The organism is Paracidovorax oryzae ATCC 19882 (assembly GCF_000687165.1).
GTDB classification, from domain to species: domain Bacteria; phylum Pseudomonadota; class Gammaproteobacteria; order Burkholderiales; family Burkholderiaceae_C; genus Paracidovorax; species Paracidovorax oryzae.
This window is the reverse complement of record NZ_JMKU01000002.1, coordinates 340,883-362,010: the sequence shown is the minus strand read 5'-3', so window position 1 is coordinate 362,010 and position 21,128 is coordinate 340,883. Positions and strand designations below refer to the sequence as shown.

17 protein-coding genes are annotated in these 21,128 nt (G+C 68.5%); 4 read left to right on the top strand and 13 right to left on the bottom strand.

Features of this window, described 5'->3' with window-relative positions; translation table 11 throughout:
* Positions 1-87: 87 nt before the first annotated feature.
* The 13 genes from xylB to tal all read right to left on the bottom strand — a co-directional run bounded on the left by xylB (position 88) and on the right by tal (position 15,702).
* Positions 88-1,545, bottom strand: a complete 1,458-nt coding sequence (xylB, locus tag T336_RS0103380; RefSeq protein WP_026431490.1) for a xylulokinase — start codon at positions 1,543-1,545, stop codon at positions 88-90.
* Between the two features lie 27 nt (positions 1,546-1,572).
* Positions 1,573-2,526, bottom strand: a complete 954-nt coding sequence (locus tag T336_RS0103375; RefSeq protein WP_026431489.1) for an AraC family transcriptional regulator — start codon at positions 2,524-2,526, stop codon at positions 1,573-1,575.
* On the bottom strand, positions 2,523-3,521 hold the full coding sequence (locus T336_RS0103370; RefSeq protein WP_026431488.1) for a carbohydrate kinase family protein: 999 nt from the start codon (positions 3,519-3,521) through the stop codon (positions 2,523-2,525). The genes T336_RS0103375 and T336_RS0103370 overlap by 4 nt, the downstream gene beginning before the upstream one ends.
* Positions 3,522-3,558: 37 nt before the next feature.
* The gene (locus T336_RS0103365) at positions 3,559-4,242 is read right to left on the bottom strand and encodes a transaldolase family protein (protein WP_019702564.1); all 684 of its coding nucleotides are present in this window, start codon (positions 4,240-4,242) and stop codon (positions 3,559-3,561) included.
* A 5-nt stretch (positions 4,243-4,247) separates the two neighbouring features.
* Positions 4,248-5,042 (bottom strand): L-iditol 2-dehydrogenase, encoded by a 795-nt coding sequence (locus T336_RS0103360; protein WP_026431487.1) that lies wholly within the window; start codon positions 5,040-5,042, stop codon positions 4,248-4,250.
* Between the two features lie 6 nt (positions 5,043-5,048).
* Positions 5,049-6,443 (bottom strand): D-arabinitol 4-dehydrogenase, encoded by a 1,395-nt coding sequence (gene dalD / locus T336_RS0103355; RefSeq protein ID WP_026431486.1) that lies wholly within the window; start codon positions 6,441-6,443, stop codon positions 5,049-5,051.
* A gap of 102 nt (positions 6,444-6,545) precedes the next feature.
* The gene (locus T336_RS0103350; RefSeq protein ID WP_026431485.1) at positions 6,546-7,583 is read right to left on the bottom strand and encodes an ABC transporter ATP-binding protein; all 1,038 of its coding nucleotides are present in this window, start codon (positions 7,581-7,583) and stop codon (positions 6,546-6,548) included.
* Positions 7,584-7,634: 51 nt separating this feature from the next.
* Complete coding sequence (locus tag T336_RS0103345; RefSeq protein ID WP_051647037.1) at positions 7,635-8,471, bottom strand: carbohydrate ABC transporter permease; 837 nt, start codon at positions 8,469-8,471, stop codon at positions 7,635-7,637.
* A gap of 18 nt (positions 8,472-8,489) precedes the next feature.
* The gene (locus tag T336_RS0103340) at positions 8,490-9,347 is read right to left on the bottom strand and encodes a carbohydrate ABC transporter permease (RefSeq protein WP_026431483.1); all 858 of its coding nucleotides are present in this window, start codon (positions 9,345-9,347) and stop codon (positions 8,490-8,492) included.
* Positions 9,348-9,416: 69 nt separating this feature from the next.
* The gene (locus tag T336_RS0103335) at positions 9,417-10,727 is read right to left on the bottom strand and encodes an ABC transporter substrate-binding protein (protein WP_026431482.1); all 1,311 of its coding nucleotides are present in this window, start codon (positions 10,725-10,727) and stop codon (positions 9,417-9,419) included.
* 237 nt (positions 10,728-10,964) lie between these two features.
* Positions 10,965-12,875 (bottom strand): methyl-accepting chemotaxis protein, encoded by a 1,911-nt coding sequence (locus T336_RS0103330; RefSeq protein WP_026431481.1) that lies wholly within the window; start codon positions 12,873-12,875, stop codon positions 10,965-10,967.
* A gap of 279 nt (positions 12,876-13,154) precedes the next feature.
* Positions 13,155-14,741, bottom strand: a complete 1,587-nt coding sequence (gene pgi / locus T336_RS0103325; protein WP_026431480.1) for a glucose-6-phosphate isomerase — start codon at positions 14,739-14,741, stop codon at positions 13,155-13,157.
* A 13-nt stretch (positions 14,742-14,754) separates the two neighbouring features.
* Positions 14,755-15,702, bottom strand: coding sequence for a transaldolase (gene tal / locus T336_RS0103320; protein WP_019702555.1), 948 nt, complete (start codon positions 15,700-15,702; stop codon positions 14,755-14,757).
* A gap of 201 nt (positions 15,703-15,903) precedes the next feature.
* On the opposite strand from tal, the gene zwf reads away from it, so the two are divergent.
* The 4 genes from zwf to T336_RS0103300 all read left to right on the top strand — a co-directional run bounded on the left by zwf (position 15,904) and on the right by T336_RS0103300 (position 21,101).
* A complete protein-coding gene (zwf, locus tag T336_RS0103315; RefSeq protein WP_019702554.1) occupies positions 15,904-17,370 on the top strand; it encodes a glucose-6-phosphate dehydrogenase in 1,467 nt (488 codons plus the stop codon).
* Between the two features lie 324 nt (positions 17,371-17,694).
* The gene (locus T336_RS0103310) at positions 17,695-18,540 is read left to right on the top strand and encodes a MurR/RpiR family transcriptional regulator (RefSeq protein WP_026431479.1); all 846 of its coding nucleotides are present in this window, start codon (positions 17,695-17,697) and stop codon (positions 18,538-18,540) included.
* Between the two features lie 229 nt (positions 18,541-18,769).
* Positions 18,770-20,425 carry a methyl-accepting chemotaxis protein gene (locus tag T336_RS0103305; protein ID WP_026431478.1) on the top strand — a complete coding sequence of 552 codons (1,656 nt, stop codon included), beginning with the start codon at positions 18,770-18,772 and terminating at the stop codon, positions 20,423-20,425.
* 229 nt (positions 20,426-20,654) lie between these two features.
* Entirely contained in the window at positions 20,655-21,101 is a 447-nt protein-coding gene (locus tag T336_RS0103300; RefSeq protein WP_209435938.1) for a DoxX family protein, read from the top strand.
* Positions 21,102-21,128 lie beyond the last annotated feature (27 nt).

The following is a 21,128-nucleotide window of genomic DNA, read 5'->3' as shown; positions in this document are numbered from 1 at the left end:
GAAAGGGCCGCGCAAGCGGCCCTTTTTTCATGGCCCTGCTTCGTGGCACCGGCACGGCACGGCACGGCATGGCGCCGGAGCCCTCGGTCAGAACTGATCGCGCAGCACCCGGTAGAGGGACTGGAAGCGCGCATGGCGTGCTGCATGCCCTGCCGCATCCGCTGCAGCGGGATCGAAGCGCTGGCGGGGCTGCGGCAGTGTGCAAACCTCGGCCACGCGGCCACCATCGGCCAGCCAGGCCAGCCGTGCAGCGCCCAGGGCGCCGCCGGTTTCGCTGCCTTCGTAGAGGGTGAGCGGCACCTGCAGGATGTCGGCCAGCAACTGCCCCCACCAGGCGCTGCGCGCGCCGCCGCCGACCAGCGCCATCTCGCGCGGCGGCATGCCTTCGGGCAGGCGCAAGGTGTCCAGGCCGTCCCGCAGTCCGAAACCCACCCCTTCGACGACCGCATAGGCGATCTCGGCGGGGCCATGCGCATGTGTGAGTCCGAACAGCACGCCCTGCGCCCCGGCATGGTTGTGCGGCGAGCGCTCGCCAGAGAGATAGGGCAGGAACAGCGGGCAGTGGTCGCGCTGCGCCACGGTGGCCGCGGCCTGGAGCAGCGCGGCCTCGTTCGCGAAGCCGAAAGTCCTGGTAGCCCATTGCACGGCACTCGCGGCAGACAGCATCACCGACATCTGGTGCCAGCGGCCGGGCAGCGCATGGCAGAACGCGTGCATGGCCTGTGCGGGATTGGGCAGGAAGCGGTCGGTGGAAACGAACACCACGCCCGAAGTGCCCAGCGAGACGAAGCCCTGCCCCGGCTCGACCAGCCCCATGCCGACGGCGCTGGCCGCGTTGTCCCCTGCCCCGCCGGCGATCACGACGTTGCCGCCCAGGCCCCAGCGCGCGGCCAGTTCGGGCAGGAGCCGTGCCGACGGGTCACTGCCTTCGACCAGGCGCGGCATGTGGGTGCGGGTGAGCCCGGTCGCTGCCAGCAGTTCATCGGACCAGTCACGCGCGCCCACGTCGAGCCACAGCGTGCCGGCTGCGTCCGACATGTCGCCCACCGCCTCGCCGCTCAGCATGAAGCGCAGCCAGTCCTTGGGCAACAGCACGCGGGCAGTGCGGTCGAAGACATCGGGCTCGTGCTCGCGCACCCAGAGGAGCTTGGGTGCGGTGAAGCCGGGCATGGCCAGGTTGCCGCTGATCTCGCCCAGATGGGGCACGGCACGCGTGAGCGCCTCGCACTGCGCGGTGCTGCGGCCGTCGTTCCACAGGATGGCCGGGCGCAGTACCTTGCCGGCCGCGTCCAGCAGTGTGGCACCATGCATCTGTCCCGACAGGCCCAGCGCGCGCACCGCCGCCAGTTCGGCCGGGTGGACGCTGCGCAGCGCCTGCATCACGGACTCCAGCGCGTCCCACCACTGCTGCGGCGATTGCTCGGACCACAGCGGCTGCGGCCGCTGCACGGTGAGCTGCGCGCGCGCCACGCCCACGATGCGGTGGTCCGGGGCCAGCAGCAGCGCCTTGAGTTCGGAGGTTCCGAGATCGATGCCCAGGTACACGAAAGGCTTCCTTGTGCGGGGTGTATGTCAGCTCTGCAGCGCGCCGCCGAATCGGGTGTCGGCCTGCCGGCGGAATTCGGTGGGCGTCATGCCCTTGATCTCCAGGAAGCGCCGGTTGAAATTGGCCACGTTGTTGAAGCCGACCTGGTGGCAGATGTCGGTCACGTAGTGGTCGGTCTGCATCAGCAGGTGGCAGGCGCTGTTGATGCGCACGCGGTTCACGAAGTCGGTGAAGCTGTTGCCGGTGGCACGCCGGAAGAATCGGCTGAAGCGGCTTTCGCTCATGCCCAGCTCGATGGCCACCTCCTGCAGGGAGATGGGCTCGGCGATGTTGCGGGTGATCCGATCCACGATGCCGTTGATCTGGTCCACCTGGGCGTCGCCGTCGGCTCCGTGCTGGCCCTGCATCTGCACGCTGGACAGTAGCCGGTAGTCGGTGCAATCCGCCAGGTCGGCGAGGAATTCGCAGAACCGGCCCAGCCGCCGCAGGCCGCGCGCGGCCTTGACGGTGTCCCAGTGCGCCAGCGCCTTCTGCGACATGCCGAAGAATTCGATGCCGTGGCGCGCACGCTCCAGCAGGGGCATGACCTCGCGCAGCTCCGGGATGCCGGCGGCGGCGCGCTCGATGGGCTCGTGGCAGAACTGGATCACCCGGTCCCGGCCGGGTGCCCCGCCCTCGGCGACGTCCAGCGAGATCCAGTTGTGCGGCAGGCGCGGACCGCACAGCACGAGATGGCCGGGCTGGAACGGCCCGATCCAGTCGCCGATGAAAGCCTTGCCCGAGGTCTCGGTGATCAGGTGGAGCTCGTAGTCTTCATGGAAATGCCAGCGCACCAGCGGGCTCGGAAACCCATGTGCCAGGCAGCGCACCAGGCCGGCCTCCTCGGGCGTCTCGTAGCCCAGCGAAGGCGAGCGCGCGATGTCGCGCTCCAGCACCGGCTGGCGTTGCCTTGGAGCGGGGCGCTTGCGGGGTGTCGTCATGGCGTGCGTGGGCTCGAGGCACTGACCGGGAGGGTTTCACGGACATTGTCCGCGCGAGCGAGCAGCCCCTGGACGGCGGCGAGCGAGGGAGGATCGGCACCTTCGCGCATGCAGTTGAGCGCCGCGGCGGTGGCGGCGAAACGCATGGCCGTGCGCCAGCCGTCGTCGCCCAGTGCAGCCAGTTGCGCGGGCCGTTCGACGCCCTGCGCCAGCAACGCCACCGAGAGCCCCGCGGTGAAGGTGTCTCCCGCACCGATGGTGTCCGCCACCTGCACGCGGGGCGCGCCCACGGCCAGGGGGGCATGGCCCGCGCGCCAGAGCGTGGCGCCGGCCGCCCCCTGGGTGACGACCACGGCGTGGGCGCCGGCGGCCAGGTAATCCGCCGCCAATGCGCCCGGCGGCAGGCCAGGCGCGAGCAATTCCGCATCCTCGTCGCTGAGCTTGACTACATCGCAGAGGCCTGCCCACTGCATCACCTGCGCGCGGTAGTGCGCCATGTCGCCGATCAGGCTGGGCCGTACGTTGGGGTCGAGCACCACCACGCGGCGGCCGGCCGAGGCGCGCACCATGTCCAGGATGCGTGCGGAGGCAGGCTGCTGCAGCATGGCGATGGAGCCGAAATGCAGGAAGGCGCATTCGGGCGGCAATTCAGGCAGCGGATCGGGAGCCCAGGTCGCATCGGCGCTGCCCGCGGCATAGAAGGCGTAGCGGTTGGTCTGCGGCGTGCGCTCGACAAAGGCCAGGGTGGACGGCGCCGCGCTGCGCGGCACGAAGCGCGTATCGACCCCGTTGCGCTGCAGGTAGCCCAGGATGCGCTCGCCGAAGAGGTCGGTGGACAGCTGCGTGAGCAGGCCGGTGGGCTGGCCCAGCCGCGCGCTGGCGATGGCCGCGTTGAGCGGGGAGCCACCCACATGGCCCTCGAAGCGCAGGGCGCCGTCGCCGCCGGCCTGGGATGTGAAGTCGATCAGGGCCTCGCCCATGAAGGCTATGCGCATCGGCGTCGCTCCTCGGTGTCGTTCATCGTGCGTCCGTTCAGCAGGCCGCCGCGTCGGCCAGGAAGCCGCGCTCGGCCTCCAGCGTGGCGGGGTGGTCCATCAGTTCGGCGAAGAGCTGCGGCGGGATGGTGATGGCGCCCACGCCCAGCTCCAGCAGCGACAGATAGGCATCGCGCGAACGCACGCTGGCCACCAGCAGGCGCGTGCGCGTGCGTGCGGCCGGAGCCGGGGCCTGCGCCACCAGGGCCTGCATCTGCGCGATGCGCGCCAGGCCGTCCACGCCGGAATCGTTGAGGCGGCCCAGGTAGGGCGCCGCATAGGCCGCGCCCAGCTGCGCCGCGAAGTGCGCCTGCTCCAGCGCATAGACGGCCGTCCAGGTGACGGGCACGCCCTGCGCGATGAGGTGTGCGCCGGCCTGCAGGCCCTGGCGCGTGGCGGGGATCTTCACCACCAGTTGCCCGTTGTCGAAGTGGCGCAGCAACTCCAGCGCGTCCTCGAGCATACCGTCGGCGTCGGCGGAATAGACCTGCGCCTGCACCTGCCGGGCGCCCCGCTCGATGCAGCGCGCCAGCAGCCCGGGCACACCGGCGCGTGCCACGCCGGCACGCCGCAGCAGCGTGGGGTTGGTGGTCACGCCGTGGATGACCGGGTGCGGCAGGCAGGCTTCGATCTGCGCGATGTCGGCGCTGTCGATGTAGAGATGGAAGTCGGTGGCGTTCATGCTTGTCAGCTCATGACGTTGCCGCCATCGACGTTGAGCGTCTGGGCGGTGATGTAGCGGGCCTCGTCGCTGGCGAGGAACACGGCGGCGCCGGCCACGTCGCGCGGGTCGCCCATGCGGCCCAGCGGCACGGCCAGGCCCACCTGGCGCTTCTTCTCGCCGATGGGCAGCCCCTCGGCCCTGGCGAAGAGGCTATCCACGTGCGCCCACATGGGCGTGTCGATCACGCCGGGTGCAATGCCGTTGACGCGGATGCCGTGCGGCGCCATGGCGAGCGCCGCGCTCTGCGTGTAGCTGATGACCGCAGCCTTGGTGGCGCAGTAGTGCGACACCAGCGCCTCGCCGCGCCGGCCGGCCTGCGAGGCCATGTTGATGACCGACGCACCCTGCGTGCCGGCCTCCACCATGTGGCGCAGCACGGCCTGCATCACGAAGAACATGCCCTTGACGTTGACGGCGAACAGCCTGTCGAACGAGGCCTCGTCGCTGTCCAGCAACGGCGCCAGGTCGAACACCGCGGCGTTGTTGAACAGCGTGTGGACGGGGCCGGAGGCGGCGATGGCCTCGGCCAGCAGGCGGGCGATGGCGCCGGGCTCGGTGATGTCGGCCGCGATATAGGCCAGGCGCCCGGGGTGGCGCTGCTGCAGCGCGGCCACGTCGGCGGGCACGGCGGCGCCGCGATCGACGACGCTGCACCGGGCGCCTTCGGCCAGGCAGGCCTCTGCCACGGCCAGGCCGATGCCGCCGCCGGCTCCGGTCAGCAGCACGTGGCGGTCTTGCAGGCGGGGGGTGGTCGTCATGGTGGTTCAGCTCCTGGATTGAATGAATCGTGCAACGCGCTCGCTGGCACGCCGCATCGCGTCGATGAGGCGCGGATCGCCTGCGGTGTCGCCCCACAGGCCCACGTCGGCGCACATCGCTGCGATCGGGTCGGCCGCCTCGCAGATGGCGTGTGCCACGGCCTCGTCCATGCCCTGGTCCTGATAGGCGTAGGGCAGGCGGCCCTGGTGCCAGCGCTGCAGGAAGGCGAGGAAGAGCGCGGGCAGCATGGCCACGCTGTCGATAGGCTGCCCGGCCGCCAGGCGCTCGCGCACGGTGGGCGCGATGAAGCCGGGAATCTTGGAGAAACCGTCCATGGCCACGCGCTGGTTGGTGTCGCGGATGGCGGGGTTGCCGAAGCGATCGAGCACCACGTCCCGGTAGGCAGGCAGATCGACCGGGCTGGGCTGGCCGGGGCGGCCCAGGCAGGGGATGGCGTCGTCGGTCACGTAGTCGTAGGCCATCTGGCGGATGGCAGCGTCGTGCGTGCCTTCGTGGATGAAGCTGTAGCCCACCAGCGTGCCGGCCCAGGCGATGCAGCTGTGGGTGGCGTTGAGCAGGCGGATCTTGGCCTCTTCGTAAGGCTGCACGTCACCGACCATCTCCACGCCCACGCGCTCCCACTCGGGCCGGCCGGCCACGAAGCGGTCTTCGATCACCCACTGGATGAAGCGCTCGGCGGTGATGGCGGCGGCGTCATCGCGGCCGGTGGCGGCCTGCACGCGGGCGCGCAGCTCGGCCGGCGCGCGCGGCGTGATGCGGTCCACCATGGCGTTGGGGCAGGCGGTATGAACCTGCACCCAGGCCAGCAGGTCGGCATCGCCCGCACGATCGATGAATTCGAGCAGGCCGGCGCGGAAGCGGTCGCCGTTGTGGCGCAGGTTGTCGCAGTTGAGCAGCGTGAGCGGGCCCGCGCCGGCCGCGCGGCGCGCGCGCAGGATGGCGGCCACGGCGCCGTAGAGCGTGCCGTTCTCGCCGCTCACCTCGCCGCGCCGGGCGCGCTCGATGTCGGCCGTGAGGTCGGCGAAGCCCAGGTCCAGCCGGCCCTGGGCATCGAGGTAGTAGCCCGCCTCGGTCACGGTGAAGGAGACGATGCGCGTGGAGGGCGCAGCGCCACGCGCGACCACGGCGGAGAGCGTGGGGCTCCAGGGCAGCACCTCACGGATGGCTGCGATCTCCTCGTAGAAGGTTTCGCCGGCAGGCGACACCGTCTCCAGCGTGTAGCGGCCGCCTTGCGCCTGCAGCGCGGCGATGACGTCGGGCATGTCGGGCCGGATGTTGGCGCCCGAGAGCGACCAGCGCGCGTCGCCCGACTCGATGAGGCGCTGCAGATAGACGGCCTGGTGCGCCCGGTGGAACGAGCCCAGGCCCAGGTGAAGCATGGTGAACTCCGTGGGAGCCGGAGGAAGGTGCGCAGGGGTCACGGCGATGGTCCGCTGAAGGAATGGGTGATGGGACGAACGGGAGCAAAAAGGAGGAGGTGATCAGGCGCGCAGCGCGCGGCCTTCGCGGTCGAAACAGTGCAGCACGGCAGGATCCAGCTCCACGGCCACGCCGTCGCCGGGCTGCAGCGATGTGCGCTCGTTCTGGCGCGCCACCAGCGGCACGCCGGCCACATCGACGTGGATCAGCGTGTCGGCGCCCAGGGCCTCGACCAGCTCGACGCGGCCCGGCACTCCCCGGTCTTCATGCGCACCTCGGTGCACGCGCAGCCCTTCGGGCCGCACGCCCAGGAAGCCGTCGGCGGGCAGCACGCCGCCCGTGGCCGCCGCGAAGGGCGCGATGGCGCGGGCCGCCACCATGTTCATCGACGGCATGCCGATGAACTGCGCGACGAAGCGGTTGGCCGGGCGGTCGTACAGCTCCAGCGGTGTGCCGACCTGCTCGATGAGCCCGTCCTTGAAGACGACGACGCGGTCGGCCAGGGTCATGGCCTCGACCTGGTCGTGCGTCACGTAGATGGTGGTGGCGCCCAGGGCGCGGTGCAGCTTGTGGATCTCCACGCGGGTGTTGCCGCGCAGGGCCGCATCGAGGTTGGAGAGCGGCTCGTCGAACAGGAACACCTTGGGCTCGCGCACGATGGCGCGGCCGATGGCTACGCGCTGGCGCTGGCCGCCCGAGAGTTCCTTGGGCGTGCGCTCCAGGTACTGCGTGAGGTTGAGCGTGCGGGCCGCATGCTCCACCTTGGTCCTGATCTCGTCCATGGCCACGCCCGCGAGCTTGAGCGCGAAGGACATGTTGTCGTACACGCTCATGTGCGGGTAGAGCGCGTAGCTCTGGAAGACCATCGCCAGGTCGCGCTTGCCCGAAGGCGTGTGCGTGATGTCGCGCCCGTCCAGCATCAGGCTGCCGCTGGTGATGGGCTCCAGCCCGGCGATGAGCCGCAGCAGCGTGGACTTGCCGCAGCCCGAGGGGCCGACGAAGACGATGAATTCGCCCTGCTGGATCTGCAGGTCCACGCCCTTGATGATTTCGGCATCGCCGAAGCGCTTGCGGATGCCCTGGAGTTCGAGGTAGGCCATGGGTTTGTCTGCCTTTCTTGTGTCTCTTTTTTCTTTGCCGGTGCGCGTGCGCTACTTCACCGCGCCGAAGGTCAGGCCCTGCACCAGCTGCTTCTGGCTGAACCAGCCGAACACCACGATGGGCGCGATGGCCAGCAGCGAGGCGGCCGAGAGCTTGGCCCAGAACAGCCCTTCGGGGCTGGAGTAGGACGCGATGAGCGTGGCCAGCGTGCCGGCCTTGGCGGAGGTGAGGTTGAGCGCCCAGAAGGCCTCGTTCCAGCTCAGCACCAGGCACAGCAGGCCGGTGGAAGCCATGCCGCCCACCGAAAGTGGCAGCACGACGTGGCGGAACTCGGCCCACAGGCCCGCGCCATCCATGCGCGCGGCCTCCAGGATCTCGTGCGGAATGTCCTTGTAGGCGCTGTAGAGCATCCACACCATGATCGGCAGGTTCGACAGCGTGAACACGATGGTGAGCGCCGTGAGCGAATCCAGCATGCCGGCGGTCTGCGCGATCACGTAGATGGGCACGAGCGCGCCCACGGCCGGCATCATCTTGGTGGAGAGCATCCACATCAGGATGTCCCTCGTCCTGCGCGTGCGGAAGAAGGCCATCGAGTAGGCCGCCGGCGCCGCGATCAGCAGGCCCAGCACGGTCGATCCCAGGCTGGTGATGAGCGAGTTGCGCGCATACAGCAGGTAGTCGCTGCGCCGCTGCACCTCGCTGAAATTCTCCAGCGTGGGCTCGAAGACGAAGAGCGGCGGCACGTGGATGGCCTGCAGTTCGGTCTTGAACGCCGTGAGGAACAGCCAGGCGATGGGGAAGAACAGCAGCAGCGCGGCGCCCCAGGCGGCCACGGTGCGAATGGCGAGCGCGAGCCGGCCGCCGGCGGAAGGATGGGCTTGCATGGTGGTTCAGCGCCTTGTTCAGTCCAGGTTCCTGCCGACGATGCGGATCAGGAAGACGGCCACGATGTTGGCCAGCACCACCGCGAACAGCGCTCCCGCCGAGGCCACGCCCACGTCGAAGTTCATGAGCGCCTGCTTGAAGATCAGGTAGGTCATGTTGGTGCTGGCGTTGCCCGGGCCGCCGCTGGTGGTGATCGCGATCTCCGCGAACACGCTCAGCAGGAAGATCATCTCGATCATGATGACCACCGCCATCGGGCGGCCCAGGTGCGGGATGACCAGGTAGAAGAAACGCTGCACGGCGGTTGCGCCGTCCATGCGCGCGGCCTCCATCTGCTCGCGGTCCAGCGACTGCAGCGAGGTGATGAAGATCAGGCAGGCGAAGGGCAGCCACTGCCAGGCCACCATGATGATGACCGACAGCAGCGGATAGTCGGTCATCCAGTCGATGGGCGTGGCGCCGAAGAACCGCCACAGGTCGGCCAGAATGCCGTAGATCGGGTTCATCATCATGTGCTTCCACAGCAGCGCGTTGACCGCGGGCATGACGAAGAAGGGCGAGATCAGCAGCACCCGGACGATGCCGCGCCCCGGGAAGGGCTCGTTCACCAGCAGCGCCAGCAGCACGCCCAGCACCACGGTGATGGCGATGGCGCTGCCGATGAGCACCAGCGTGTTCCATACCGCCGGCCAGAAGTCCGGGTCGGTGACGAAATACTGGAAATTGTCCAGGCCTGCGAACGGATGCTCTCCCGGCTGCATCAGGTTGTAGCTGACGACCGAGAAATACACCGTCATGGCGAGCGGCACGATCATCCACGCCAGCAGCGTGAGCACCGCGGGCGCCATCAGGGCGCGGGGCAGGAGTCTTTTCATGGCAGCGTGTCCGTTGCGGTGGGCTGGCACGCGGCCGCGCGGCATGCCGCGGGCCGCCGGGGCGGAGGCTTACTTGTAGTAGCCGGCCTTCTTCATCTCGCGCTCCGCGATGGTCTGCGAGGTCTTGAGCGCCTGTTCCACGGTCGCCTTGCCCGAGAGCGCCGCGCTCATCTGCTGGCCCACCGCGATGCCGATGGCCTGGAACTCGGGGATCGCCACGTACTGCACGCCGGTATAGGGCGACTTGGGCAGGGTGCTGTCAGAGAGGTTGGCCGAGTCGATGGCCTTCTTCTCGGCGGCGGCGAATTTCGCGACCTTCTGGAACTCGGGGTTCGCATAGGTGGACTTGCGCGTGCCCGTGGGCACCGCCGCCCAGCCGGCTTCCTTGGCCACCAGCGCGATGTAGTCCTTGGACGTGGCCCAGCGGATGAACTTCTGCGCCGCGTCGTCCTTGGACGAACCCGCGGGAATGGCCAGGTTCCATGACCACAGCCAGTTCGCGCCCTTGGGCGTGACGGCGGTGGGCGCCTGCGCGAACGCCACCTTGTCGGCCACCTTCGATTGCTTCGGGTCGCTGACGAACGAGGCCGCGATGGTGGCGTCCACCCAGGCCGCGCACTTGCCTTCGCTGAACAGCGCCAGGTTCTCGTTGAAGCTGTTGGCCGAGGCGCCCGGGGGGCCGTCCTTCTTCATCAGATCGACGTAGAAGCCGATGGCGTCCTTCCAGGGCTGGGAGTCGATCTGCGGCTTCCAGGCCATGTCGAACCACTGGCCGCCGTAGGTGTTGACCAGCGTGGAAAGGAAGGCCATGTTGTCGCCCCAGCCCGGCTTGCCGCGCAGGCACATGCCATACACGCCCGCCTTGGGGTCGTTGGCCTTGTCGGCGAAGGCCTTCACCTCGGCCCACGTGGGCTGGTCGGAGAACTTCACGCCCAGCCTGTCGGCCAGGTCCTTGCGGTACATGAGCATGGAGCTCTCGCCGTAGAAGGGGGCCGCGTAGAGCTTGCCATCATGGGACAGGCCGTCCCGGATGGCAGGCAGCAGGTCGTCCACATCGTAGGCCGCGTCGGTGGCGATGGGCTTGAGCCAGCCTTTCTTCGACCAGATCGGTGCTTCGTAGAGGCCGATGGTCATCACGTCGAACTGACCGCCCTTGGTGGCGATGTCCGTGGTCACGCGCTGGCGCAGCGTGCCCTCCTCCAGCGTGACCCACTTGAGCTTGATGTCGGGGTAGGCCTTCTCGAAGAAGGGGGTGAGCTTCTGCATCTCGATCATGTGGCCGTTGTTGACGGTCGCGATCACGAGTTCGGTGGCGGCCTGGGACATGCCGGCTGCGCCGGCCACGGCCAGGGCGAGGCCCGCTTTCAGAAAACGCTTCATGTTGTCTCCTTGGGTGAGCGACGCCCGCCTTCATGTCGAACAGGTCGCCGTGGAGTGGAATTCTGGCCAAGCCTCGCCCTCCACGCTGGTACTCGCTTCACCGGGGCTGGTACTTTTTTGCGCCTACTGCCTGGGATATTCCCTAATCCATGCAATACAGCATGGAAATTGGCCTGCGATGACTCCAAAGCAGACAGCCCGCATGGAGCGGGCTGTCATGCCGGATGCGGGGGCGCTTCAGACCTTGAACGCGCCCACCACCTGGATCAGCATGCTGGTCTGCTCCTGCATCGAGCGCGCGGCGGCCGAGACCTCTTCGACCAGCGCGGCGTTCTGTTGCGTGGTGGTGTCCAGTTGCGCGATCGCCTGGTTCACGCGTTCGATGCCTTTGCTCTGCTCCACGCTGGCCGCCATGATCTCGCCCATGATCGCGGCCATGTTGGTGTTGGTGGCGATGATCTCCTGCATGGTCGTGCCGGCCTGCACCACGAGTGCGCTGCCGGATTCGACCTTGGCGACCGAGTCGGCGATCAGGTGCTTGATGTCCTTGGCCGCCTCCGCACTGCGCTGCGCCAGGCTGCGCACTTCGCTGGCCACCACGGCGAAGCCCCGGCCCTGTTCGCCCGCACGGGCGGCCTCCACCGCCGCATTGAGCGCCAGGATGTTGGTCTGGAACGCGATGCCGTCGATCACGCCGATGATGTCCACCACCTTCTTCGACGAGGCGCTGATCGAGTCCATGGTCTCGACCACGTTGCCGATCACCTGGCCGCCGCGCGTCGCCACCTGGAAGGCGTCCGTTGCCAGCTGGTTGGCTTGGTTGGCACTGTCGGCGTTCTGCCTGACGGTGTTGGTGATCTGGTCCATCGAACCGGCCGTCTCCTGCAGGAACGTGGCCTGCTCTTCGGTGCGCACGGACAGGTCCTGGTTACCGGAGGAGATCTCGCCGGACGCGGCCTCGATCGACGAGGCACCGTTCACCACCTGGCCCACCACGCCCTGCAGCCGCGCGATGAAGGCATTGAAGCTCTGCGCGACTTCGCTGAATTCGGTGCCGCCCGTCTCGGGCAGCCGGCGTGTCAGGTCGGCTTCGCCGGCGGACAGTGCGTCGATGTTGGTCTTCAGCACGCTCAGGCGCCGCATGAAGAGGCGGATGCCCAGCACCATCAGCGCCAGCAGCACGATCGCCATCGGCACCTGCACGGCCGCCAGCTTGGTCAGGATGCGCTGGCTGTTCACCGCCAGCAGCGAGGCCGGAATGCTGGTGGCGATCAGCCACGGGCTGCCGGGGATCGGCTTCAGGAACAGCATCTGCGCGCCGCCGTCCCCCTGGTAGGCCTGTTCCACCATGGCGCCGCCCTGTACCTGGGGCAGCAGGCGCAGGATCTCTGCCGCCATGGGCGAGGTGGATGCGATCTCGGACAGGTTCTTCAGCACGATGTTGCCCTGGATGCGGCTGCTGTTGCTGACGATCTTGCCGTCGGCCTCCACGATCAGGATCTGGCCCTGGACCTTGGCTTCCATGTCGGCCACCAGCCGGTTGAAGAAGCCCAGCGTCACGTCGATGGTGGACACGCCCCAGAGCGTGTCGCCCTTGTAGATGGGCATGGCGCAGTTGGTGCGCGGCTGCGGGCTGGCGGCGTCCTGGTAGGCCTTGGCCCACTTGCACTGGCCCTTGGGCGCCGTCTTGCCGTTCTCGTACCACGGCTGCTCCCAGTACTTCAGCGACTCGGGCGAGTTCCAGTGGGTGTTCACGACCAGCTTGTTGCTGCCGTCGCGCGCGAAGAAGGTACTGAACTTGTCGCGCCCCTGTTCACGCTGGTTGGGCAGCGGCCAGATGCCGCCGCCGAACACGTTCGGGTCGCCGTACTGGTCCACCAGCCCGGGCTGCAGCACGTCGATCTGGTCGCTGGACAGCAGGGCCACCGTCTGGGTGATGCTGCGCGACTGGGCCTCCACCTGCCGCAACTGCTCGCTGATGCGCACCGAAATCTGGTCCACGTTGGCGGCGGCGACCTTGCCCTCCAGTGCTGACAGGTCGGGCTTCACCGACAGCTGGATCACGGCAAACGTGCCGAGCAACAGCAGAAAGAAGAACACGCAAATGAGAACAGTAAACCGTCGCTGGGTGGAGGCTGTGCGGAACATGGGCGGCCTGGTTGAGTGAAACGAGTGGCGAGCCGGAGCTCAACCGTTGTTATCAACCAAGACTAAATGTTTCCAAAGGTGAAAAACCCGGACGCCACCGGTTTTTACCGTGCAGCCCGTGTAAAGACGAAGTTCTGTCTACTACTCGCCACGCTATTGGCTGCGGCGCACCCATGCCCGGTACCTTCGCCAGGCGTTGCACCTGGCGAAGTCGCAACGGGGAGCGAACGGCCGCGCGCCGCTGCCCCCTTTCGTTGCCCCTTTTTTGTACCTTGCGGGCTATCGCAGGCGCGCCAGCAATCCGGCCGTCGAGCCGTCCAGCCCCTCGCCGTCGCCCGATGCCAGCCGCGGCTCCAGTTCTTTCGCGAGCACCTTGCCCAGCTCCACGCCCCACTGGTCGAAGCTGTTGATGCCCCACAGCGCGCCGCTCACGAAGACGCGGTGCTCGTAGAGCGCGATCAGCGCTCCCAGCGACGGGGGATCGAGCCGGTCCAGTACCAGGAAGGTGCTGGGGCGGTTGCCCGTGAAGCGGCGGTGGCCGTCGTCGCTGGCCTTGCCCTGCATCAGCGCCTTGGCCTGCGCCAGGGCATTGGCCACGAGGCGGGGGTGCTGCTCCGGCAGGTCGCGGCCCGGTTCGCGCAGCACGATGAACTCCACCGGCAGGATGTCCGGCCCCTGGTGGATCATCTGGAAGAAGGCATGCTGGCCGTTCGTGCCGGGCTCGCCCCAGACCACGGGCGAGGTAGCGAAGGGCAGCGTCTCGCCTTCGGCATCCACGCCCTTGCCGTTGCTCTCCATCTCCAGCTGCTGCAGGTAGGCCGGCAGCCGGCGCAGCGCATGGCTGTAGGGCGCCACGCTGCGCGTCGAGAAGCCGTGGAAGTTGCGGTACCAGACATCCAGCAGGCCGAGGCGCACCGGCAGGTTGCGCTCCAGCGGCGCGGTGCGGAAGTGCCCGTCCATCGCGTGCGCGCCCGCCAGCAGGCCACGGAAGCCGTCGGCCCCCACCGCGATCGCGATGGGCAGCCCGATGGCGGACCAGAGCGAATAGCGCCCGCCCACCCAGTCCCAGAACCCAAACGTGGTCTGGATGCCGAAGGCGGCCGCGGCCTCCACGTTCGTGGTCAGCGCGGCGAAGTGGCGCTGCAATCCCTCTTCGCTGCCGCCCCGGGCCAGGAACCAGGCCCGCGCGGCATGCGCGTTGGTCATCGTCTCGGCGGTGGTGAAGGTCTTGGAGGCGATCAGGAACAGCGTGCTTTGCGGGCGCAGCGTGCGCAGCACGCCGCCCAGCTCGGCACCGTCCACGTTGGAGACGAAATGCAGGCGCTTGCCCGGATGGCACAGGTCGTCCAGCGCCTTGGTGACCATCGACGGGCCCAGGTCGGAGCCGCCGATGCCGATGTTCACGATGTCGGTGATGGCATCGTCGGCCCGCACACGCTCGGCGAAATCCAGCATGGCCTGCAGGGTGGCATGCACGTCGCGCCGGCCGGCGGCCACCAGACCGGATGCCTCGGGCACGGCGGGCTGCGCGGCCGGGGCCGGCTCGCGCAGCAGCCAGTGCATCACCGCGCGCTGTTCCGTGTGGTTGATCGCCTCGCCCGCGAACATCGCGTCGCGCCAGCCTTCCAGGCCGCATTCGCGGGCCAGTTGCAGCAGCAGGGATTCGGTGTCGGCACCGATGCGGTTCTTGGACAGGTCGGCGAAGACGTGCGGCGCTTCCTGGCTGAAGCGCCCGAAGCGCTGCGGGTCCGCCGCGAAGGCGTCGCGGACGTCGAAGCCACGGCCTGCGGCATCGTAGTGGGCCTGCAGCGCGGCCCAGGCGGCGGTGCGGTCGCAGCGCACGCGTCCGGCAGCTTGGAGGGTCATCGCGCGTCCCTCCTCATGCGGCAAGGACCATCTGCTCAAGCTTGGCGGCGTCGGCGGCGAAGGCGCGGATGCCCTCGGCCAGCTTCTCGGTCGCCATGGCGTCGGCATTGAGCGCGTAGCGGAAGCCGGGCTCGTCGTACTGCACCGGCTGCAGCTCCAGGCTGCGTGCGGCATCCGGGTCGAGCGCACGGGTGAGCGGCGCATCCGACGCGGCCAGCTGCGCCAGCAGTTCCGGCGCGATGGTCAGCAGGTCGCAGCCTGCCAGCGCGGTGATCTGCCCCACGTTGCGGAAGCTCGCGCCCATGACCTCGGTGCGGATGCCGAAATGCTTGTAGTACTGGTAGATCTGGCGCACCGACTGCACGCCGGGGTCGTTGGGGCCGGACATCGCCGCCTCGTCCCACTGCGCGCCTGCCTGCTTCTTGTACCAGTCGTAGATGCGGCCCACGAAGGGCGAGATGAGCTGCACCCTGGCCGCGCCGCAGGCCACGGCCTGCACGGGCGAGAAGAGCAGCGTGAGGTTGGTGTGGATGCCGCGCTGCTCCAGGATGCGGGCGGCCTCGATGCCTTCCCAGGTGGCGGCGATCTTGATCAGCACGCGGGCGGTGTCCACGCCCTCGGCCCGGTAGAGGTCGATGATGCGCTCGCCGCGCGTCACCGTGGCCATCGTGTCGAAGGAGAGGCGGGCGTCCACTTCGGTGGAGACGCGCCCGGGAATCAGCGACAGGATCTCGCAGCCGAAGCGCACGATCAGCCGGTCCATGATCTCGTCGAGCGGCCGTCCGCGCCAGCGCTCGACGGATTCCTGGAGCAAGGGAGCGTACTCGGCCTTCTGAACCGCCTTGAGGATCAGCGAGGGATTGGTGGTCGCATCCTGCGGCTGGTAGGCGCCGAGCTGTCGGAAATCGCCCGTATCGGCCACCACCGTGGTGACCTGCTTGAGGGCGTCGAGTTGGTTCATGCAATCCTCCGGGGTTGGGTGGGGGGCGGGGGTGCGATGTCCCCGCTGCGCCACCCGCGAGTGTAGGCGGGTTGTAACCGGAGTTCCTGTCAGCCGGCACCTCAAGATGAAACTCGGTAACATCGCGCCATGGACCGCGGCGTTGCCCGCCGTCCAGGTTTCGTCACTCCAACCACCTCAGACATCGGGAGCGCAGCAGCAATGAGTTTCGATCTGGTCCTGTTCGGCGGCACGGGCGACCTGGCATGGCGCAAGCTGCTGCCGGCCCTCTTCCAGGCGTTCCGGCACGGATCTCTGCCGGAGGAAGGCCGCATCATCGGCGTGGCACGGGACGACCTGAGCGATGCGGCCTACCGCGAACTCATCGCCAGCCGGTTCGCTGCGGTGGAGGGCGACAAGCGTCCCAACGCCGAGGAGTTCGAGCGCTTCGCCGCCCTGCTCCACTACCAGCGCATGGACCTGTCCAGGCCTGCCGACTACGCCGCGCTCGGGGCGCGCCTCGCCGAGCGGCAGGCCGACACCGTGGTGATGTACCTCGCGACCGCCCCGGGCCTGTTCACCACGGCCTGCGAGCAACTGGGCGCCGCGGGCCTCGCCACGCCGCACACGCGGGTGGTGCTGGAAAAGCCCCTGGGCCACGACCTGGCCTCCAACCGCGCCATCAACGCCGCCGTGCGCCGCGTGTTCGACGAAGAGCAGATCTTCCGCATCGACCACTACCTGGGCAAGCCGTCGGTGCAGAACCTGCTGGCACTGCGCTTCGGCAACGCCTTGTTCGAGCCGCTCTGGCGCCGCGAGACCGTGGCCAGCATCGAGATCACCATGGCCGAGAAGCTCGGCGTGGAAAAGCGCGGCGCGTTCTACGACGGCACGGGCGCGCTGCGCGACATGGTGCAGAACCACGCACTGCAGCTGCTCTGCGCCATCGGCATGGAGCCGCCCATCAACGCCCATGCCGACGCCATCCGCGACGAAAAGCTCAAGGTGCTGCGCTCGCTGGTGCCCTGGACCCCGGCCACGCTGTCGCGGGACGTGGTGCGCGGCCAGTACACCGCCGGCTCGCTGGGCGGCGAGCGCGTGCGCGGCTATGCCGAGGAAGACGGCGTGCCCGCGGACAGCCGCACGGAGACCTTCGTGGCGCTGCGCACCGAAATCGCCAACTGGCGCTGGGCGGGCGTGCCGTTCTACGTCCGCACGGGCAAGCGGCTGGCCTCGCACGAAGCGCACATCGCCATCAACTTCCGGCCCACGCCGCACGCGATCTATCGCACGCCGCTGGGCAGCGCCAACCGCCTCGTGATCCACCTGCAGCCGCGCGACGGCGTGGCGCTGCACCTCTTCGCCGCCGGCCAGGAAAAGCGCGGCATGCGCATCTCGGAAGTGCAGGCCCTGGCGCCCGTCCACCTGGACCTGGACTTCGAGCAGCGCTTCGGCACCGAGCGGGTGGGCGCCTACGAGCGACTGCTGCTCGACGTGATCGCCGGGCGGCTGAACCTCTTCGTGCGCGCCGACGAGCAGGAAGCGGCATGGCGCTGGGTCGAGCCCATCATGCAATCCTGGCGCGATTCGGAAGACGGCCCACGGCCCTACGCCGCGGGCAGCTGGGGGCCCAGTGCCGCGAGCGCCATGGTGGCGCGCGAAGGGCATAGCTGGATGGAGGAGTCTTGAAACACCCCCCTGAGCGGCTGCGCCGCTTCCCCCCGCTCTCGCCATGCTGCGCATGGCGGGCAGGGGGACGACGCTGGTGGCCGGGCGAAGCCCGTTCCACAGCGTCTGCTGGCGTGGCCTGCTCCGCGGCCATCGGATGGGTGAGGCCGTGCCAGGTTCATAGGCCGCATGTAGTGGCATCCATCGTGAAAATCTGGTGCTGTGGATGGCATTGGGACGGGCGGCGCCAGCAAACGGACGAAGCTTGTTCCAAGGCCATCGAAACGGTGCAGATGTTGAGGTCGCGTGCTTCGGATCTCACTGCTTTGACATTGGACCGCTGACATGCTCGAACGCATCACTGCCTCCCTGCCTTCGCTGGCGCCCGCCGAGCAGCGGGTGGGCCAACTGGTGCTGCAGGATGCGCGTGCGTTTGCGCGGCTGCCGGTGCGGGAGCTGGCGGCGCGGGCGGGGGTGAGCAAGCCCACCGTGGTGCGCTTTTGCCGCAGCATGGGGTACGACGGGCTGGCCGATTTCAAGCTCAAGCTTGCGGGCAGCGTGAGCGAGGGCGTGCCGTTCATCCACCGCAGCGTGGACGCGGACGACAAGACCAGCGATGTGCTCGTGAAGGTCGTGGACAACGCCGTCGCCGCCTTTCTGCAGTACCGCAACGCGGCGAGCACCAAGGCCATCGAGCAGGCCGCGCAGGCCATCGCCGCCACCTGGCAGACGGGCCGGCGGATCGAGTTCTACGGCGCCGGCAACTCGGGCATCGTGGCGCAGGACGCGCAGCACAAGTTCTTCCGGCTGGGCGTGACCAGCCTCTCGACCAGCGACGGCCACATGCAGGTCATGAGCGCCACCCTGCTGGGGCCGGGCGACTGCGTGGTGATCGTCTCCAACTCCGGCCGCACGCGCGACCTCATGGACGCGGCCGACATCGCCCGCAGGAACGGCGCCACCACCATCGCCATCACCGCCAGCGGCTCGCCCCTGGCGAGTGCCTGCCAGATCCACCTGGCGGCGGACCATCCGGAGGGCTATGACCGGTACAGCCCGATGGTTTCGCGGCTACTGCACCTGCTGGTGATCGACGTGCTCGCCACCTGCGTGGCCTTGCGCATCGGCGAGCCGCTGCAGCCGCGCCTGCAGCAGATGAAGGACAACCTGCGCGCCAAACGCTACACCTGAAGCGCGCACTGCAGACGCCGGACGGCGGATGCCTGCGCAAGCGCACGCCGCAAGTGATCCATGTGATAAATGACCGCACCCACTGCGGCGGCTTACCTCGGACTGACTCAACCATAAGCCGTTGATTTCATACGATTCCAACGTAAGGAAAAGTTAACAGGCTCCGATAAGCGCCTCTTAAGTTTGATAAATATGATCTTCTTCATATCAAACACACGGGAGTCTGTCCATGCAACTACTTCGGCAAGTCAAGATCGGCACCCGGCTGGCGCTGGGCTTCGGTGCATTGCTGGCCCTGCTCTTCGCGCTGGGACTCTTCGGCATCGTCCAGATCCGCAACATCAACCACCATGCCGGCGAACTCGGCAATAACTGGCTGCCCAGCATCAAGGTGATCGGGGAAATCCGCGCCGAGCTGAACAGCGGCCGCCGCGCCAGCATGCGCCGTATTCTGGAGACCACGCCGGAGGGCCGCCAGCGCCAGCTCGACATCCAGAAGGAGGTCATGGACGGGCAATTGCCGCGCACCCTGGCCAGTTACGAACGCCTGATCTCCTCGCCTGAAGAGCGCAGGCTCTACGATGTGTTCCACGGGCAGCTCGACACCTACCGCGCCATGGAGCGCCGCATCGTCATGACGCTCGACGAAGCCGGCGGCTCGGCAACCGCTGCCGGGGGGCTGGCCACCGGGGAATCCGCGAAGGCATTCGCGGAATTGATGGAAACGCTGGGCCTGCTCGTGAAACTGAACGAGGACGGCGGAACCGCCGCGGCCACGGCAGCGAACGAAGGCTACCAACGCGCGATTTTCGTGTTCGGCGCGATGATCGCCCTGGCGGTCGTCTGCGGGCTGGTGCTGGCCGTCGCGGTGACGCGCTCCATCACGCTCCCCCTGGCCACCGGCGTGTCGATCGCGTCGGCCGTGGCGCGGGGCGATCTGACCATGTCGTTTCACGTGGAGGGCAGGGACGAACCCGCGGCACTGCTGCAGGCCCTGCAGCACATGAACGGCCAGTTGGTATCCATGGTCGGCCAGGTGCGCGACAGCAGCGAGAGCATCGCCACCGGCGCGGCCGAGATCGCGATGGGCAATGCGGACCTGAGCCAGCGCACCGAGCAGCAGGCCAGCAGCCTGGAGGAAACCGCGGCATCGATGGAGGAACTGAGCAGCACCGTGAAGACCAACTCCGACACCGCACGGGAGGCCAACCAACTCGCCGCCCGCGCGACCCAGGCGGCGGAACAGGGAGGCACCATCGTCGGGAGCGTGGTGGAGACCATGCAGGCCATCGCGGCTTCCTCGAACAGGATCGCGGACATCACCAGCGTCATCGATTCCATCGCCTTCCAGACCAATATCCTGGCGCTGAATGCGGCCGTGGAGGCCGCGCGGGCCGGCGAGCAGGGCCGGGGCTTCGCCGTGGTGGCGAGCGAAGTGCGCACGCTGGCGCAGCGCTCCTCCCAGGCCGCCAAGGAAATCAAGGACCTCATCACGGACAGCGTGGCGAAGGTGGGCAACGGCAGCCAGCTGGTCGGCGAAGCGGGCCGCAGCATGGACGACATCGTCGCGCAGGTCCGCCAGGTCGGCACCCTGATCAGCGAGATCGCCAACGCCTCGGCCGAGCAGAGCAGCGGCATCGGGCAGGTGGGCGAAGCAGTGAACCACCTGGACCAGGTGACGCAGCAGAACGCCGCGCTGGTGGAGCAAAGCGCCGCCGCGGCCGCCAGCCTGCGGTCGCAATCCGAACAGCTCAACACGCTGGTGGCGGTCTTCAAGCTCCAGGCCCAGGCAGCCCCTGCGGCAACGGAACGGCGCTCCTACGGTCCGGCCAGGGCGGCTGCGGCTCTGCCGCACGCGTACCGCCCGGCGCTGGCATCCGCCTGAGGGACCGGCACTGCGGCAAGGGTCGGTCAGCGGAGGGGGTCAACGCTGTCGTTCACTGCCGGGCCAGTGGCGCGGCGTGCTCCGACACGCTCCGGGAGACATCGCGGGGACAGTGTGAGAAAACGCACCGACACCCCCCGGCGGCGGCGCGCACACTGCGGGCATCGATGACTCACCCCCTATTGCCAGGAGCACTGCCATGACCCTCTCGACCGCATCCACCCGAACCATGTCCCCCCAGCGCCCCGGTTCCGCAGCCACCCCGGCCGCGGCCCCGGCCCTGGACGACGCAGGCAAGCTCGTGCTGCGCCTCGCGCTGGGCGTGTTGATCCTGCTGCACGGCATCTTCAAGCTGCAGAACGGCGCCGGCTTCATCACGGGCATGCTGGAAAAAGCCGGCCTGCCGGGCGCCCTCGGCTACCTTGTGTACGTCGGTGAAATCCTGGCGCCCCTGATGGTCATCGCCGGCATCGCCACCCGCGCGGGCGCAGCCATCATCTTCGTCAACATGGTGGTGGCCATCGCCCTCGTACACATGGGCCAGCTGTTCACGATGACGCAGCAGGGCGGCTGGGCCCTGGAGCTGCAGGGCATGTACCTGTTCGGCGCCCTCGCCGTGATGCTGCTCGGGGCCGGCCGCTACGGCCTGGGCGGGGCGCACGGCCGCTTCAACTGACTGCCTGTCCCACTCAGGGACATTTTG